Genomic DNA, 13,652 nt, shown 5'->3' with positions numbered 1-13,652 from the left:
ACAAAAGCAGCGTCAGACCACATCGACACCGACATGAATCGCATCATGCCGCCAGAACTCCAGATCGCAGTCGATCAAGCGTTCATGCTGGTCATAGTTGACCCGGGCGATCCGCAGGCCGGGGCTGCCGACCGACACTTTCAATGCCGCCGCCGCGTCCACCGACAACGCCGTCGGTACAATTTCAAACCGCACCCGCCCGTAATGCAAATCGTAGTGCCGTGCATACAGCTCGGTGATCGATTGATTCAAATCGAAATCGAGAATCCCCGGAAAATACTGCGGATTGAGGTAATGCTCCACGTATAGCACCAGTCGCCCATCGATACGCCGTGAACGGCAAACCTGGATTACGCTCGACAGCGCCGGCAATTGCAGCCAGGCACAGACTGCCGCCGACGCTGGCTGCAAGCGCGCCGAAATCACTTCCGTTGACGGTTCACGCCCCTGCGCACTGACCATCGCGTGAAAGTGACTGCGCTGCATCAGGTTGTACGCCAGACGCGGAGGCGACACGAACCAGCCCCGGCGCTCTTCGCGATAAATCTGCCCTTGCGATTCCAACTGCAACAACGCTTCGCGCACCGTGATGCGCGTGGTGCCGAACAACTCGCTGAGTTTACGCTCGGCCGGCAACTTGCTGCCGGGCGCCAGCAAGCCATGGTCGAGTTGCTCCTGAAGCACTTGGCCGATGGCTGTCACCGCTTTTGTTGCCTCATCGCGCATCAACGTTACCTATCTGGACTAGACCAGCACTGTTTCGGGGCGGAACCGCACTGAGATCGGGGTTCATTTAATAGGGTGCAAGCGTAGGCAGTGCAGATGACCGAGAGATGACAAAGCCGCCCGACGGTCGCATCAAGGACCTGCAATAGATCGGCCAAGTCCCTTGTACTCCGGGGCCTTGGCCATGGTCTACGCTTAGCTGGCCCCTAGTGATACCTGGCGATAAGAGTCCTGCCCGGACGACGAGCGACATCAAAGTGTCATCCAGGCTCCTTAGATTGGCTCAGGTATTGCTGACCTAGACCAACACGAACCGCAATCGCATCGTTGAATACGACCCAAGGAGCTTCGGAATGAAAAAGCTTTTCCTGGCATCACTGTTAGGCTCGACCATCGCAATGTGCACCGCCGCCATGGCGGCAGATGACTTGAAAACCCTGGAAGCCGCTGCGAAAGCGGAAGGCGCCGTCAACAGCGTTGGTATGCCTGACGACTGGGCAAACTGGGCCGGCACCTGGAAAGACCTGAGCGACAAATACGGCCTCAAGCACATCGATACCGACATGAGCTCGGCCCAGGAAATCGCCAAGTTCGCAGCCGAAAAAGATAACGCCAGCGCCGACATCGGTGATGTGGGCGCCGCGTTCGGTCCGATCGCGGTCAAGCAAGGCGTGGTCCAGCCATACAAGCCTTCGACCTGGGATCAGGTGCCCGCCTGGGCCAAGGACAAGGATGGCAACTGGGCGCTGGCCTACACCGGGACCATCGCATTCATCGTCAACAAGAAGCTTCTGCACGGCTCCGAAGCACCGACCAAATGGGCTGACCTCAAGACCGGCAAATACAAGGTTTCCATCGGCGACGTGAGCACCGCTGCACAGGCAGCCAATGGTGTTCTGGCGGCGGCACTGGCCAACGGCGGCGATGAGAAGAACCTTCAGCCAGCTTTGCTGATGTTCGCTGACATCGCCAAGCAAGGTCGCCTGTCGATGGCCAACCCGACCATCGCCACCATGGAAAAAGGTGAAATCGAAGTCGGCGTGGTCTGGGACTTCAACGGTTTGAGCTACAAGGCCAAGATGGCCAACCCCGATGACTACGTGGTACTGATCCCGTCCGACGGCTCGGTGATTTCCGGCTACACCACCATCATCAACAAGTACGCAAAAAACCCGAACGCCGCCAAGCTGACCCGCGAATACATCTTCAGCGACGCCGGCCAGATCAACCTCGCCAAAGGCAACGCCCGTCCGATCCGGGCCGAGCACCTGACCCTGCCAGCCGAGGTGCAGGCCAAACTGCTGCCTAACGAGCAGTACAAGAAGGTCACGCCGATCAAAGACGCGGACGCATGGGAAAAGACCTCCAAGGCCCTTCCTCAGAAGTGGCAGGAAGAAGTCATTATCAACATGCAGTAATGCTGCATCTGTAGGAGCCGGCTTGCTGGCGATCCAGACACTGCGGTCTGTTTGATCACCGCGGCGATGCATTCGCCAGCAAGTCGGCTCCTACAGGCTTGACGATTTTTCACGTTTTGCGGAGTCCCATTCCCCATGAAGCACAACGTCATCCTTGTCGTGCTCGACGGCCTCAACTACGAGGTCGCCCGCCACGCCATGGGACACCTGCAGGCCTACGTCGGCGCAGGACGCGCAGCACTCTACAAACTGCAGTGCGAACTGCCGGCCCTGTCACGGCCGCTGTACGAATGCATCCTGACCGGTGTCACCCCAATCGACAGCGGCATCGTCCACAACCATGTCTCGCGCCTGTCCAATCAACGCAGCATCTACCATTACGCCACCGAGGCCGGTCTGACGACTGCGGCGGCGGCCTACCACTGGGTCAGCGAGCTGTATAACCGTTCGCCTTTCGTGGCTGCGCGGGACCGTCATACCGACGATCCGACACTGCCGATCCAGCACGGGCATTTCTATTGGAGCGATCACTACCCGGACGCGCACCTGTTCGCCGACGCCGAGAACCTGCGCCTGCGCCATGCTCCGAACTTCTTGCTGATCCATCCCATGAACATCGACGACGCCGGGCACAAGCACGGCCTCGACACCCCGCAGTACCGCAACAGCGCCCGATCGGCCGACATTATTCTGGCCGACTACCTGCAAGGCTGGCTCGACGCCGGTTATCAGGTATTGGTGACCGCCGACCACGGCATGAACAACGACCGCTCCCACAATGGCTTGCTCCCGGAGGAGCGCGAAGTGCCGTTGTTTGTCCTCGGGGATGCCTTCAGTTTCGATGCCGAGGCCGAACCGAAGCAGACCGACATCTGCGGTACTGTTTGCGAACTGTTGGGTGTGCCCCACGACAAACCGGTCTGCCGGGAGCTTGTGAAGTGAGTCCCATGACCCGCAGCAAATACCTGGCAGCCCTGTGCCTGGTACCTTTTGCACTGTTCTTTATCGTGTTCGAAATCGCCCCGCTGATCTGGGTCATGGTCAACAGCCTGGAATCGGAAGAGTTCGGCTGGGGCCTGGCTAATTTCACCAGGATCTTCAGTTCAAAGTTTTACCTGCAGGCGATCCAGTACAGTCTCGAGATCAGCCTCTGGTCCAGCGTGTTCGGGATCATCATCGCAGTGCTCGGCGCTTATTCTCTGCGCCGGGTCGATTCGAAGCTGCGCAATTTCGTCAACGCTTTCGCCAACATGACCAGCAACTTCGCCGGCGTGCCCCTGGCCTTCGCATTCATCATCCTGCTCGGTTTCAACGGCAGCTTCACCATCATGCTCAAGCAGGCCGGAATCATTCAGGATTTCAACCTGTACTCGAAAACCGGGCTGATCATTCTCTACACCTATTTCCAGATACCACTCGGCGTGTTGCTGCTCTATCCAGCCTTTGATGCCCTGCGCGAGGACTGGCGCGAGTCCGCCGCGCTGCTCGGTGCCAGCGGCTGGCAGTTCTGGCGGCACATCGGCCTGCCGGTGCTGACCCCGGCGTTGCTCGGCACCTTCGTGATTCTGCTGGCCAACGCCCTTGGGGCTTACGCCACGGTGTACGCCCTGACCACCGGTAACTTCAACGTGCTGCCGATCCGAATCGCGGCGATGGTCTCGGGGGACATTTCACTGGACCCGAATCTGGCCAGTGCCCTGGCCGTGGTGCTGGTGGCCTTGATGACCCTGGTAACCATCGTGCATCAGTTGCTGCTGAAGAGGAGCTACCATGTCTCGCGCTGAACTGGGGCCTGCCGGCGTCTACCACCGCATCGTGGTGTATCTGCTGTTTGCGATCCTGCTAATGCCACTGCTCGGCACGCTGATCTACTCGGTCGCCAGCAGTTGGTCGGCGACCATCCTGCCCAGCGGATTCACCTTCAAGTGGTATGTCCAGTTGTGGAGCGATCCGCGCTTTCTGCATGCGTTCGGTCAATCATTGCTGGTCTGCGTTGGCGCGCTGATTCTGTCGGTGGTGCTGATTCTGCCGCTGCTGTTCGTCGTGCACTACCACTTCCCGAAACTCGACGTGCTGATGAATATCCTGATTTTGCTGCCCTTCGCCGTACCGCCCGTAGTGTCATCGGTTGGACTGTTGCAGCTCTACGGATCGGGGCCTTTCGCAATGGTGGGTACACCGTGGATCCTGATCGGTTGTTACTTCACGGTGGCTTTGCCGTTCATGTACCGGGCGATCACCAATAACCTGCAGGCGATCAACCTGCGCGACTTGATGGACGCCGCCCAATTGCTCGGTGCCAGCACCTTCCAGGCGGCTTTCCTGGTGGTGTTGCCCAATTTGCGCAAGGGCCTGATGGTCGCCCTGCTGCTGTCGTTCTCGTTTCTGTTTGGTGAATTCGTGTTCGCCAACATCCTCGTCGGCACCCGCTACGAAACCCTGCAGGTCTATCTCAATAACATGCGCAACAGCAGCGGCCATTTCACCAGTGCGCTGGTGATTTCCTACTTCTTCTTTGTGCTGGTTCTGACCTGGATCGCCAATATCTTGAACAGGGACAAAAGCGAATGAGCTATGTCAGCGTCCAACATCTTCAGAAAAATTACGCGGGCACCACGGTGTTCAGCGACATCAATTGCGAAATACAAAAAGGCGAATTTGTCACCCTGCTCGGCCCATCCGGCTGCGGCAAGTCGACGCTGCTGCGCTGCATTGCCGGTCTGACTTCGGTCGATGGCGGCAAAATCCTGCTCGATGATCTCGATCTCGTGCCGTTGAGCCCGCAAAAACGCGGAATCGGCATGGTGTTCCAGAGCTATGCGCTGTTCCCCAACATGACCGTGGAGCAGAACGTCGCCTTCGGTCTGCGCATGCAAAAGGTCAATGCCGATGACAGCCAGAAACGCGTCGCCGAAGTGCTCAGACTGGTGGAGCTCAATGAGTTCGCCGCGCGTTACCCTCATCAGCTCTCGGGCGGCCAGTGCCAACGCGTCGCCCTCGCCCGCTCGTTGGTGACCCGACCACGCCTGTTGCTGCTGGATGAGCCGCTGTCGGCCCTGGATGCGCGAATTCGCAAACACTTGCGCGAACAAATCCGTCAGATTCAGCGCGAGCTGGGCCTGACCACGATTTTCGTCACACACGATCAGGAAGAAGCCCTGACGATGTCTGACCGGATTTTCCTGATGAATCAGGGAAAGATCGTACAAAGCGGCGATGCTGAAACCCTCTACACTGCCCCCGTGGATGTGTTCGCGGCAGGCTTCATCGGCAACTACAACCTGCTGGACGCCGACAGTGCCTCGAAACTGCTGCAACGACCGATCAGCAAGCGCATCGCGATTCGCCCGGAGGCCATCGAGTTGAGTCTTAACGGCGAACTGGACGCGCAAGTGCGCAGCCATAGCTTGCTGGGTAACGTGATTCGCTACCGGGTAGAAGCCCGGGGCGTGGAATTGGTCGTGGACGTACTCAATCGCTCGGCGGCCGACCTGCATCCCGACGGTCAGCGCCTGGCGCTTTCCATCGATCCGACGGCCCTGTGTGAGGTAGCCTGATGACTTTGCTGACGCTGAAGAGAGAACTGCACTGATGGCCCTGGCAATTTTTGATCTGGACGAAACCCTGATCCACGGCGACTGTGCTTCGCTGTGGAGCGAACAAATGGTCCGCCTCGGCTGGGTCGACGGTGAATCGTTCCTGAGTCGCGACAAGGAATTGATGGACGCCTACGGCCGGGGCCACCTGGCGATGGAGGACTACATGGCCTTCAGCCTGGAACCGTTGATCGGACGTACCCCCGCCGAAGTAGAGCATTTGGTTGGGCCTTGGGTTGAAGACTTCATCGAACCGATCATTTTCAGCGACGCCACCAAAACCATTGCGGCGCACCGCAAGGCTGGTGACCGGATTCTGGTGATCTCCGCTTCGGGCACCCACCTGGTCGGCCCCATCGCCGAGCGCCTGGGTATCGACGAGATCCTCGGCATCGAACTGGAAGTCGCCCACGGGGTTTACAGCGGCCATACCGTCGGCACCCTGACCTACCGCGAAGGCAAGATCACCCGTTTGCTGGAATGGCTGGATGCAGAAGAGGAAAACCTTGAAGGCGCGAGTTTCTATTCCGACTCACGCAATGATCTACCGCTGTTGCTGAAGGTGGATTACCCGCATGTGGTCAACCCTGATCCGGTGTTGCTCGAGCACGCCGAAAAAGCTGGCTGGCCGATCCATCACTGGAAGTAACCCGAAACCTGTAGGAGCTGGCTTGCCAGCGAAAGCGGTGTGTCATTCAACGATCCATTGACTGACACGACGTCTTCGCGGGCAAGCCGCGCTCCTACAGGTCCAGTGTTGTCAGCTCAGGCTTTCATCAATCACCAACACCACTTTCCCCGCCACGTTGTTACTCGCCAACTCGGCAAACGCGGCCTCCGCATCCTTGATCGCAAAAGTCCTGGCCAATTGCGGACTCAACCGCCCTTCGGCAAACAACGGCCAGACATGCTGGCTCAAATCACTGAACAGATCAGCCTTGAACTGATCATCGCGAGTGCGCAAGGTTGAGCCCAGCAATTGCACACGCTTGGCCAGCACCTGAGCAAGATCGAGCTTGGCCTCGCGCCCGCCCATCAATCCGATCAGCACCCAACGCCCGTCCTGAGCCAGGAGTTTGAGGTTCAGCGACGCGTAATTGCCGCCCACCGGGTCGAGGATCACATCGAACGGTCCGAGATCCCTGAGACTTTCCAGATCACCGTTGCGCACCACACCGCCCTGCGCCCCCAGTGCCTCGCAATACGCCAGACGCTCTGCGGACCCGACGCTGACCCAACACGGGTTACCAAACGCCTTGCACAGCTGAATGGCCGCTGAACCGATTCCACTTGCCCCGGCGTGCAGCAGAACTTTCTGACCGGGTTTGAGCGCAGCCAGTTGAAACAAATTCAGCCAGACTGTTGCATAAACCTCAGGCAATGCCGCCGCCTCGATCAATGTCATTGCGTCGGGAACCGGCAGCACATGCCGCCCGTCGACAACCACCTCTTCGGCCATCCCACCCCCGGCCAGCAAGGCGCAAACCCGATCGCCCACCTTCCATGACGTTCCCGGGCCGACCTCGCTGATCACCCCCGAACACTCTAGACCGAGCACTTGGCTTGCCCCTGGCGGGGGCGGATAAAGGCCTGCTTTCTGCAACAAATCGGCGCGATTGAGACCTGCTGCCGACACTCGAATGCGAACTTGCCCTACATCGCACGTAGGACTCGGCTCATCAACCCACACCACTTGACCGTCAACGCCTTGCAATGCTTTCACAGTGCCTCCATAGTGAGTCTGGACTGAGCCCGAAGCTATAGCGCCGGGCTTTTTGCATTATGCGACCGGCTCCCAAAGAACCGGCGACTTCAAAGACGGCCTAATATGCGTTATCAATTGTCCCCGCGTCGAATCAGCATGAAGCATTTGTTCCCCAGCACCGCCCTCGCCTTATTCATTGGTATCGGCTTGCTGCCGATGTCGAGCAATACATTCGCAGCCAATAGCTGGGACAAGCTTCAGCCCGATCGTGACGAAGTGATCGCCAGCCTGAACGTCGTGGAGTTGCTCAAGCGCCACCACTACAGCAAGCCACCACTCGATGACGCGCGCTCGGTGATCATCTACGACAGCTACCTCAAGCTGCTGGATCCGTCGCGCAGCTATTTCATGGCCAGCGACATTGCCGAATTCGACAAGTGGAAGACGCAGTTCGACGACTTCCTCAAAAGCGGCGACCTCAACGCCGGCTTCACCATCTACAAGCGCTATCTGGACCGCGTCAAGGCGCGTCTGGACTTCGCCCTTGCCGAGCTGAACAAAGGCGTCGACAAGATCGACTTCACCACCAAGGAAACCTTGCTGATCGACCGCAAGGACGCCTCGTGGCTCAAGTCCACCGCAGAGCTCGATGACCTGTGGCGCAAACGCGTCAAGGACGAAGTCCTGCGCATGAAGATCGCCGGCAAAGACTCCAAGCAGATCCAGGAAACCCTGACCAAGCGCTACAAGAACCAGTTGGCGCGCCTGGACCAGACTCGCGCGGAAGACATCTTCCAGGCGTACATCAACACCTTCGCCATGTCCTACGACCCGCACACCAACTATCTGTCGCCGGATAACGCGGAAAACTTCGACATCAACATGAGCCTGTCCCTGGAAGGCATCGGCGCGGTGTTGCAGAGCGACAACGACCAGGTGAAAGTCGTGCGCCTGGTGCCGGCAGGCCCTGCCGACAAGACCAAGCAGGTTGCTCCGGCCGACAAGATCATCGGCGTTGCCCAGGGCAACAAAGAAATGGTCGATGTGGTGGGCTGGCGTCTGGACGAAGTGGTCAAGCTGATCCGTGGCCCGAAAGGCACCGTGGTCCGCCTGGAAGTGATCCCGGCCAGCAATGCGCCGAACGACCAGACCAGCAAGATCGTGCCGATCACTCGCGAAGCGGTAAAACTTGAAGACCAGGCCGTGAAGAAGTCGGTGCTGAACCTGAAACAGGACGGCAAGGACTACAAGCTCGGCGTCATCGAGATCCCGGCCTTCTACCTGGACTTCAAAGCCTTTCGCGCTGGCGACCCGGATTACAAGAGCACCACCCGCGACGTCAAGAAGCTGCTGACCGAGTTGCAGAAAGACAAAGTCGACGGCGTCGTCATCGACCTGCGCAACAATGGCGGCGGTTCCTTGCAAGAGGCCACCGAGCTGACCAGCCTGTTCATCGACAAAGGGCCGACCGTGCTCGTGCGTAACGCCGATGGGCGCGTCGATGTACTTGAAGATGAAAACCCGGGGGCGTTCTACAAGGGCCCGATGGCGTTGCTGGTCAACCGCTTGTCCGCCTCGGCTTCGGAGATTTTCGCCGGCGCCATGCAGGACTATCACCGCGCATTGATCATCGGCGGCCAGACCTTCGGCAAAGGCACCGTGCAGACCATTCAGCCGCTCAACCATGGCGAACTGAAGCTGACCCTGGCCAAGTTTTACCGGGTTTCCGGCCAGAGCACTCAGCATCAAGGCGTCTTGCCGGACATCGACTACCCGTCGATCATCGACACCAAGGAAATCGGTGAAAGTGCCCTGCCGGAAGCCATGCCGTGGGACACCATCCGCGCCGCCATCAAGCCAGCGGCCGACCCGTTCAAGCCGTACCTTTCGCAGCTCAAATCCGAGCATGACGTACGTACAGCCAAGGACGCGGAGTTCGTGTTCATCCGCGACAAACTGGCACTGGCGCAGAAGCTGATGTCCGAGAAAACCGTCAGCCTCAACGAAGCCGAACGTCGTGCCCAACACGCCGACATCGAAGCCAAGCAACTGGTCATGGAAAACATCCGTCGCAAGGCCAAGGGCGAAGAACCGCTCAAAGAGCTGAAGAAAGAAGACGAGGATGCGATCGCGGCCGAGGATGACAAGACCAAGCCAGAAGACGATGCCTACCTGAGCGAAACCGGGCGGATCCTGCTGGACTACCTGAAACTCAATACGGCAGTGGCCAAGCACTAACGGCAATTGATGTCGACGCTCCTCGGAGCGTCATCAAATAATCATCGTTGTGCTGTGTAATACGGGACTGGGCGTGCTTTTGATATCAAAGGCACCCCCGGTCTTTTTTTTGCCAGAAATCGCCATGCCCCCACCGAACAGCTGAGTGCTTGAGCTCAATCCTGGCTCAGCGGTTTGCACAGCCTGCTCCAGCCGATCAGCAGCCTTTCTGAACAGACCGGTTAGAGAGGGGGCACTGATTTCAGGTCATCGTCGGAGCAGAAAGTTTGCAGCTCTTTCAATTTGATTGGCGCCAAGGGATGTCCGGCCTTTGCAGCCAACGCCCAGAACCGCGCCGCCTCACCCGGATCCGGTGCCTTGGCCGGCGTCCCCGCCAAGCTGATCACGCCCATCTGATAAGCCGCCTTGCCATCCCCCGCCAGGGCCGCCAGACGCAACAAGCGCACCCCTTCCTCACGAGCACCGAGGCCAACACCGCGAAAGGTCAGGATGTGCCCATAGAAGCTCTGAGCGCCGACATCACCCAGATTGGCCATACGGGCGAACTGGCCTTCGAGCCAGCGCCAGCCTCGCGGCTGACGAACCAACCACGACCAGTGAAACAGCCTGCGCGCGAGCCAATAGCCGGCTCGTGCCTTTAATTGCAGAAACACTCAGGCCTCTGCCGATTCCGGGTATTCGTATTCAAATACCCGCACCACTTCCGACGCATGCCAGGACGCTGCGGCAACGCCGTCGGAGGGACCTGAAAAACGCCCCAGGCGCTCGACACACTCGAAGAAACCGGTACGCGGCAAACGGCTGGCACCCTGGCTGATCACCAACGAACTGCGCAGCGGCTGTTCGGCCCGGGCATCGAGCGCCGCCAAATGCTCAAGGGCTGCCGTCAGGGTTTGCATGGCTGGGGTCGGCAACTGCAAACGCTCCAGCAGTGCCCGATAAGTCAGGAGATGGCGCTGACGGCGCGCCTGATCCAGCTCCCCCAGCAATCCGTCCCAATGTTGACGACTGATGCGTACGCTCACGATTCATCCCTCCACCCTGGCACCGTCAACTCCCAGGCCAGGCTGCGGCGAATCGCGGCGTCGGGCAGACGCTCGCCACTCTCGATCAAGGCCAGATAAGACGGGCTGATGCCTACCGTGCGGGCCAGCGCCTCAATGGCGATGCCCTTCCCTTCGCGCAAACTGCGTAGTTCTTCCAGGCCCGGAAGAACCTGATCGGGTGCTGCCTTTTGAAGCTTCGAGACTTCAGGCGACGGTTGCTCCTTGATGCCTGCCGCTTTGAGTAAAGCCTGATACTGAGCCCATGGCAGAACCGCATATTCGGGTTCGCCTTCGCGTGTAATTATCTGAATATCCATGACTACCCCGTAGGACAACAACACTTAGCGAGTCGGCACTTTTCCCTAGAAGTGTAATCCTAACAGCGGCCAAGGTCGCGGGGGGCATCAATCTATGGGCGAGACGGGGTCAGCTCATTTTTTTTTCGGGCCTTGAAGGTGCAACTGCTCCGGGTTGTCGGGCAGGCGCTCGACCACTGCGAGCTTCTCTGGCCCCTGACGCTTGCGCCAGGCGCGGAAGGCATTGAGTTCATCGTCGAGCACTTTCATCAACCAGGCCAGCACGGCAATGTCATCGATCATGCCGAACAGCGGCAGAAAGTCCGGTATGGCGTCGACCGGACTGAGGAAATACATCAGACCGGCGACGACCGAAACCAGGGCCTTCGGGCTTATGGCACGATATTCACCACGCCAATAAGCCAGACAGAGCGCCTGCAACAAGCGCAGGTCATCCTTGATCTTGCCCAGGCGATTGCCTTGGCTAGCGCCTTTGCTGGCTACGGCGAACAACAAAGTCGGCAAACGCCCGCGTGCGAGCAGGCGCCCGGCCAATGGCAGGAAACGAGCGAAACTCCAGGGTGCTTTCATCATTCCTCCCGTTGAAATGTTATCCACACAAATTGTGGATAACCTTGTGAACAGAGCTGATTTTCAGGGCTGCAAGCCCCGTTTCACAAGGCCCCGGCTCAGATCGGGCGTTTTTTGCCCATCGAAAAAATCCCATAATTTCATTGACTTGGCACGCCGAGGCAGCTAGCCCCGTTGCCTACATTGGCTATGACTCTCGCTTGGGACATCTGTTCGCTTTGTTTACCTGCGCTGAACGCCAGATGCAACAACGCCCCGCATGAGCGAGGCGTTGTACTTGAAGCAGTCGCTGATTATTTGGCAGCGGCGTCTTCTTTCGTCGGATCCTTGATCGCCAGCAGTTCCAGGTCGAACACCAGCACCGAGTTGGCTGGGATCGCCGGGCTCGGGCTTTGTGCGCCGTACGCCAGGTCCGCAGGGATGTACAGTTTGTACTTCTCGCCAACGTGCATCAGTTGCAGGCCTTCGACCCAACCCGGGATCACACCACTGACCGGCAGATCGATCGGGCTGCCGCGCTCGACGGAGCTGTCGAATACGGTGCCGTTGGTCAGCTTGCCGGTGTAGTGAACGGTCACTACGTCAGTCGGCTTTGGCTGAGCGCCTTCGGCTTTCTGCACAACCTCGTACTGCAGACCCGACGCAGTGGTCGTCACGCCGGCTTTCTTGCCGTTTTCTTCGAGGAATTTCTTGCCGGCAGCTGCCGACTCTTCGCTCATTTTGGCCATGCGCTCTTCAGCACGCTTTTGCAACGCGGCGAACGCTTCAACCAGTTCCTCATCTTTGAGCTTCTGCTCTTTCTTGCCGACGGCGTCTTCGATGCCCTGGGCTACAGCTTTGGAATCCAGGTCATCCATGCCTTCCTGAGCCAGGCTCTTGCCCATGTTCAGGCCGATTCCGTAGGAAGCTTTTTGCGCCGGAGTTTTCAGCTCTACGCTGGTCTGCGAGTCACAACCCGCGAGTACCAGGCTAACCAGGGCTACCGCCGCCGCCAACCGATGCTGTTTCATGCTATTTCCTTGTTCATGCGCCTAAAGGGCAATCGAGTAAAGCCGCGAGCTTATCAGGCCGCCACGACCAATGGCTACCGGCATGAGAGCTGAAAAGCTCCGATAAGTTCAGGTGTTTAAACGCATTTCAGGAATCGGGTAATGAAGTTTCATTCATCTTCCCCTCATGCAGGCAATTTCTGAACCTGCAACATATTGCGTAATGGCCTCCTGCCGCTCTTTGGACGCACAGGCATAAAAGAATGACAACTGGACAAGGACGCTCATCTTGCGCTCGATTTTCAGCCTGCCGGGCTTGCTGGCAGTTCTGCCCGGGCGTCGACCCAGCGCGGGAACCAGATGCCTGGCGTCAGCTTTGAGTTTTTCGCGAGCAGGTTCGCCCCTACACAGGAAAGCCAAACACCAGACAGCAAAAAGCCCGCATTTAGCGGGCTTTCTGTGGTGACCTGGCGTTCAGTGGTCCAGGTAACCGAATATGGCGCAGCGGACGGGACTCGAACCCGCGACCCCCGGCGTGACAGGCCGGTATTCTAACCGACTGAACTACCGCTGCGCGTAGCGTTGAAAGTAAATGGTGGGTGATGACGGGATCGAACCGCCGACATTCTGCTTGTAAGGCAGACGCTCTCCCAGCTGAGCTAATCACCCTTTACCTTCGTTGCGGGGCACATTATGCCACAGGTTTTTATAAAGTGTTGATTTAATTGAAGTTTTTTTCAAATAAATCTAAAAACCGGTGAAACGATGCGACCCGCAGGAACAACATACAAACTTGGAGCAGAAAAAAACCCGCGTTAGCGGGCTTTTCCGTGGTGACCTGGCGTTCAGCGTTCCAGGTTACCGAATATGGCGCAGCGGACGGGACTCGAACCCGCGACCCCCGGCGTGACAGGCCGGTATTCTAACCGACTGAACTACCGCTGCGCGTAACACTGAAAACGAATGGTGGGTGATGACGGGATCGAACCGCCGACATTCTGCTTGTAAGGCAGACGCTCTCCCAGCTGAGCTAATCACCCTTCGCTT

14 protein-coding genes and 4 tRNA genes are annotated in these 13,652 nt (G+C 58.4%); 7 read left to right on the top strand and 11 right to left on the bottom strand.

Annotation, left to right across the window (positions count from 1 at the left end; genetic code table 11):
• Positions 1–12 precede the first annotated feature (12 nt).
• A complete protein-coding gene (locus QMK58_RS09630) occupies positions 13–726 on the bottom strand; it encodes a UTRA domain-containing protein (RefSeq protein WP_053156970.1) in 714 nt (237 codons plus the stop codon).
• Between the two features lie 353 nt (positions 727–1,079).
• Here QMK58_RS09630 and QMK58_RS09625 point away from each other — a divergent pair, with 353 nt between their 5' ends.
• The 6 genes from QMK58_RS09625 to QMK58_RS09600 all read left to right on the top strand — a co-directional run bounded on the left by QMK58_RS09625 (position 1,080) and on the right by QMK58_RS09600 (position 6,389).
• On the top strand, positions 1,080–2,144 hold the full coding sequence (locus QMK58_RS09625) for an ABC transporter substrate-binding protein (protein WP_053156967.1): 1,065 nt from the start codon (positions 1,080–1,082) through the stop codon (positions 2,142–2,144).
• Positions 2,145–2,279: 135 nt separating this feature from the next.
• Entirely contained in the window at positions 2,280–3,086 is an 807-nt protein-coding gene (locus QMK58_RS09620) for an alkaline phosphatase family protein (protein ID WP_053156965.1), read from the top strand.
• Positions 3,087–3,091: 5 nt separating this feature from the next.
• Positions 3,092–3,928 (top strand): ABC transporter permease, encoded by an 837-nt coding sequence (locus QMK58_RS09615; RefSeq protein ID WP_172681804.1) that lies wholly within the window; start codon positions 3,092–3,094, stop codon positions 3,926–3,928.
• Positions 3,915–4,715: an ABC transporter permease gene (locus QMK58_RS09610; RefSeq protein WP_053156960.1), complete on the top strand. Its 801-nt coding sequence runs from the start codon at positions 3,915–3,917 to the stop codon at positions 4,713–4,715. The genes QMK58_RS09615 and QMK58_RS09610 overlap by 14 nt, the downstream gene beginning before the upstream one ends.
• Positions 4,712–5,701 carry an ABC transporter ATP-binding protein gene (locus tag QMK58_RS09605; protein ID WP_053156957.1) on the top strand — a complete coding sequence of 330 codons (990 nt, stop codon included), beginning with the start codon at positions 4,712–4,714 and terminating at the stop codon, positions 5,699–5,701. Before QMK58_RS09610 ends, QMK58_RS09605 begins: the two co-directional genes overlap by 4 nt.
• Positions 5,702–5,735: 34 nt before the next feature.
• Entirely contained in the window at positions 5,736–6,389 is a 654-nt protein-coding gene (locus QMK58_RS09600; protein ID WP_053156955.1) for an HAD family hydrolase, read from the top strand.
• 111 nt (positions 6,390–6,500) lie between these two features.
• Here QMK58_RS09600 and QMK58_RS09595 read toward each other — a convergent pair whose 3' ends face one another.
• Positions 6,501–7,463, bottom strand: a complete 963-nt coding sequence (locus tag QMK58_RS09595; protein WP_053156952.1) for a zinc-binding dehydrogenase — start codon at positions 7,461–7,463, stop codon at positions 6,501–6,503.
• 138 nt (positions 7,464–7,601) lie between these two features.
• Between QMK58_RS09595 and QMK58_RS09590 the strand changes: the two genes are divergently transcribed.
• A complete protein-coding gene (locus QMK58_RS09590; RefSeq protein ID WP_172681811.1) occupies positions 7,602–9,683 on the top strand; it encodes a carboxy terminal-processing peptidase in 2,082 nt (693 codons plus the stop codon).
• Between the two features lie 221 nt (positions 9,684–9,904).
• On the opposite strand, the gene QMK58_RS09585 is transcribed toward QMK58_RS09590, so the two are convergent.
• The 9 genes from QMK58_RS09585 to QMK58_RS09545 all read right to left on the bottom strand — a co-directional run bounded on the left by QMK58_RS09585 (position 9,905) and on the right by QMK58_RS09545 (position 13,645).
• Entirely contained in the window at positions 9,905–10,336 is a 432-nt protein-coding gene (locus tag QMK58_RS09585; protein WP_053156946.1) for a sel1 repeat family protein, read from the bottom strand.
• Positions 10,337–10,708: a hypothetical protein gene (locus QMK58_RS09580; RefSeq protein WP_007898892.1), complete on the bottom strand. Its 372-nt coding sequence runs from the start codon at positions 10,706–10,708 to the stop codon at positions 10,337–10,339.
• Positions 10,705–11,046 (bottom strand): helix-turn-helix transcriptional regulator, encoded by a 342-nt coding sequence (locus QMK58_RS09575; protein WP_320396187.1) that lies wholly within the window; start codon positions 11,044–11,046, stop codon positions 10,705–10,707. The genes QMK58_RS09580 and QMK58_RS09575 overlap by 4 nt, the downstream gene beginning before the upstream one ends.
• Before the next feature lie 114 nt (positions 11,047–11,160).
• Complete coding sequence (locus QMK58_RS09570) at positions 11,161–11,616, bottom strand: YkvA family protein (RefSeq protein ID WP_053156941.1); 456 nt, start codon at positions 11,614–11,616, stop codon at positions 11,161–11,163.
• Positions 11,617–11,909: 293 nt separating this feature from the next.
• Positions 11,910–12,626 (bottom strand): FKBP-type peptidyl-prolyl cis-trans isomerase, encoded by a 717-nt coding sequence (locus QMK58_RS09565; protein WP_053156940.1) that lies wholly within the window; start codon positions 12,624–12,626, stop codon positions 11,910–11,912.
• 476 nt (positions 12,627–13,102) lie between these two features.
• Positions 13,103–13,179, bottom strand: a tRNA-Asp gene (locus QMK58_RS09560).
• Between the two features lie 19 nt (positions 13,180–13,198).
• A tRNA-Val gene (locus QMK58_RS09555) sits at positions 13,199–13,274 on the bottom strand.
• A gap of 199 nt (positions 13,275–13,473) precedes the next feature.
• Positions 13,474–13,550: transfer RNA gene (locus QMK58_RS09550), tRNA-Asp, on the bottom strand.
• A gap of 19 nt (positions 13,551–13,569) precedes the next feature.
• Positions 13,570–13,645 (bottom strand) — tRNA-Val (locus QMK58_RS09545).
• Between the last annotated feature and the right edge of the window lie 7 nt (positions 13,646–13,652).

Source organism: Pseudomonas sp. P8_241 (assembly GCF_034008315.1).
In the GTDB taxonomy this organism is placed as follows: domain Bacteria; phylum Pseudomonadota; class Gammaproteobacteria; order Pseudomonadales; family Pseudomonadaceae; genus Aquipseudomonas.
The sequence above is the reverse complement of the archived record's forward strand: the minus strand, read 5'-3'. Positions and strand labels throughout refer to the sequence as shown.

Coding starts and splice junctions, on each gene's coding strand:
- QMK58_RS09630 (WP_053156970.1), bottom strand. CDS start 726: ATGCGCGATGAGGCAACAAAAGCGGTGACAGCCATCGGCCAAGTGCTT.
- QMK58_RS09625 (WP_053156967.1), top strand. CDS start 1,080: ATGAAAAAGCTTTTCCTGGCATCACTGTTAGGCTCGACCATCGCAATG.
- QMK58_RS09620 (WP_053156965.1), top strand. CDS start 2,280: ATGAAGCACAACGTCATCCTTGTCGTGCTCGACGGCCTCAACTACGAG.
- QMK58_RS09615 (WP_172681804.1), top strand. CDS start 3,092: ATGACCCGCAGCAAATACCTGGCAGCCCTGTGCCTGGTACCTTTTGCA.
- QMK58_RS09610 (WP_053156960.1), top strand. CDS start 3,915: ATGTCTCGCGCTGAACTGGGGCCTGCCGGCGTCTACCACCGCATCGTG.
- QMK58_RS09605 (WP_053156957.1), top strand. CDS start 4,712: ATGAGCTATGTCAGCGTCCAACATCTTCAGAAAAATTACGCGGGCACC.
- QMK58_RS09600 (WP_053156955.1), top strand. CDS start 5,736: ATGGCCCTGGCAATTTTTGATCTGGACGAAACCCTGATCCACGGCGAC.
- QMK58_RS09590 (WP_172681811.1), top strand. CDS start 7,602: ATGAAGCATTTGTTCCCCAGCACCGCCCTCGCCTTATTCATTGGTATC.
- QMK58_RS09575 (WP_320396187.1), bottom strand. CDS start 11,046: ATGGATATTCAGATAATTACACGCGAAGGCGAACCCGAATATGCGGTT.
- QMK58_RS09570 (WP_053156941.1), bottom strand. CDS start 11,616: ATGAAAGCACCCTGGAGTTTCGCTCGTTTCCTGCCATTGGCCGGGCGC.
- QMK58_RS09565 (WP_053156940.1), bottom strand. CDS start 12,626: ATGAAACAGCATCGGTTGGCGGCGGCGGTAGCCCTGGTTAGCCTGGTA.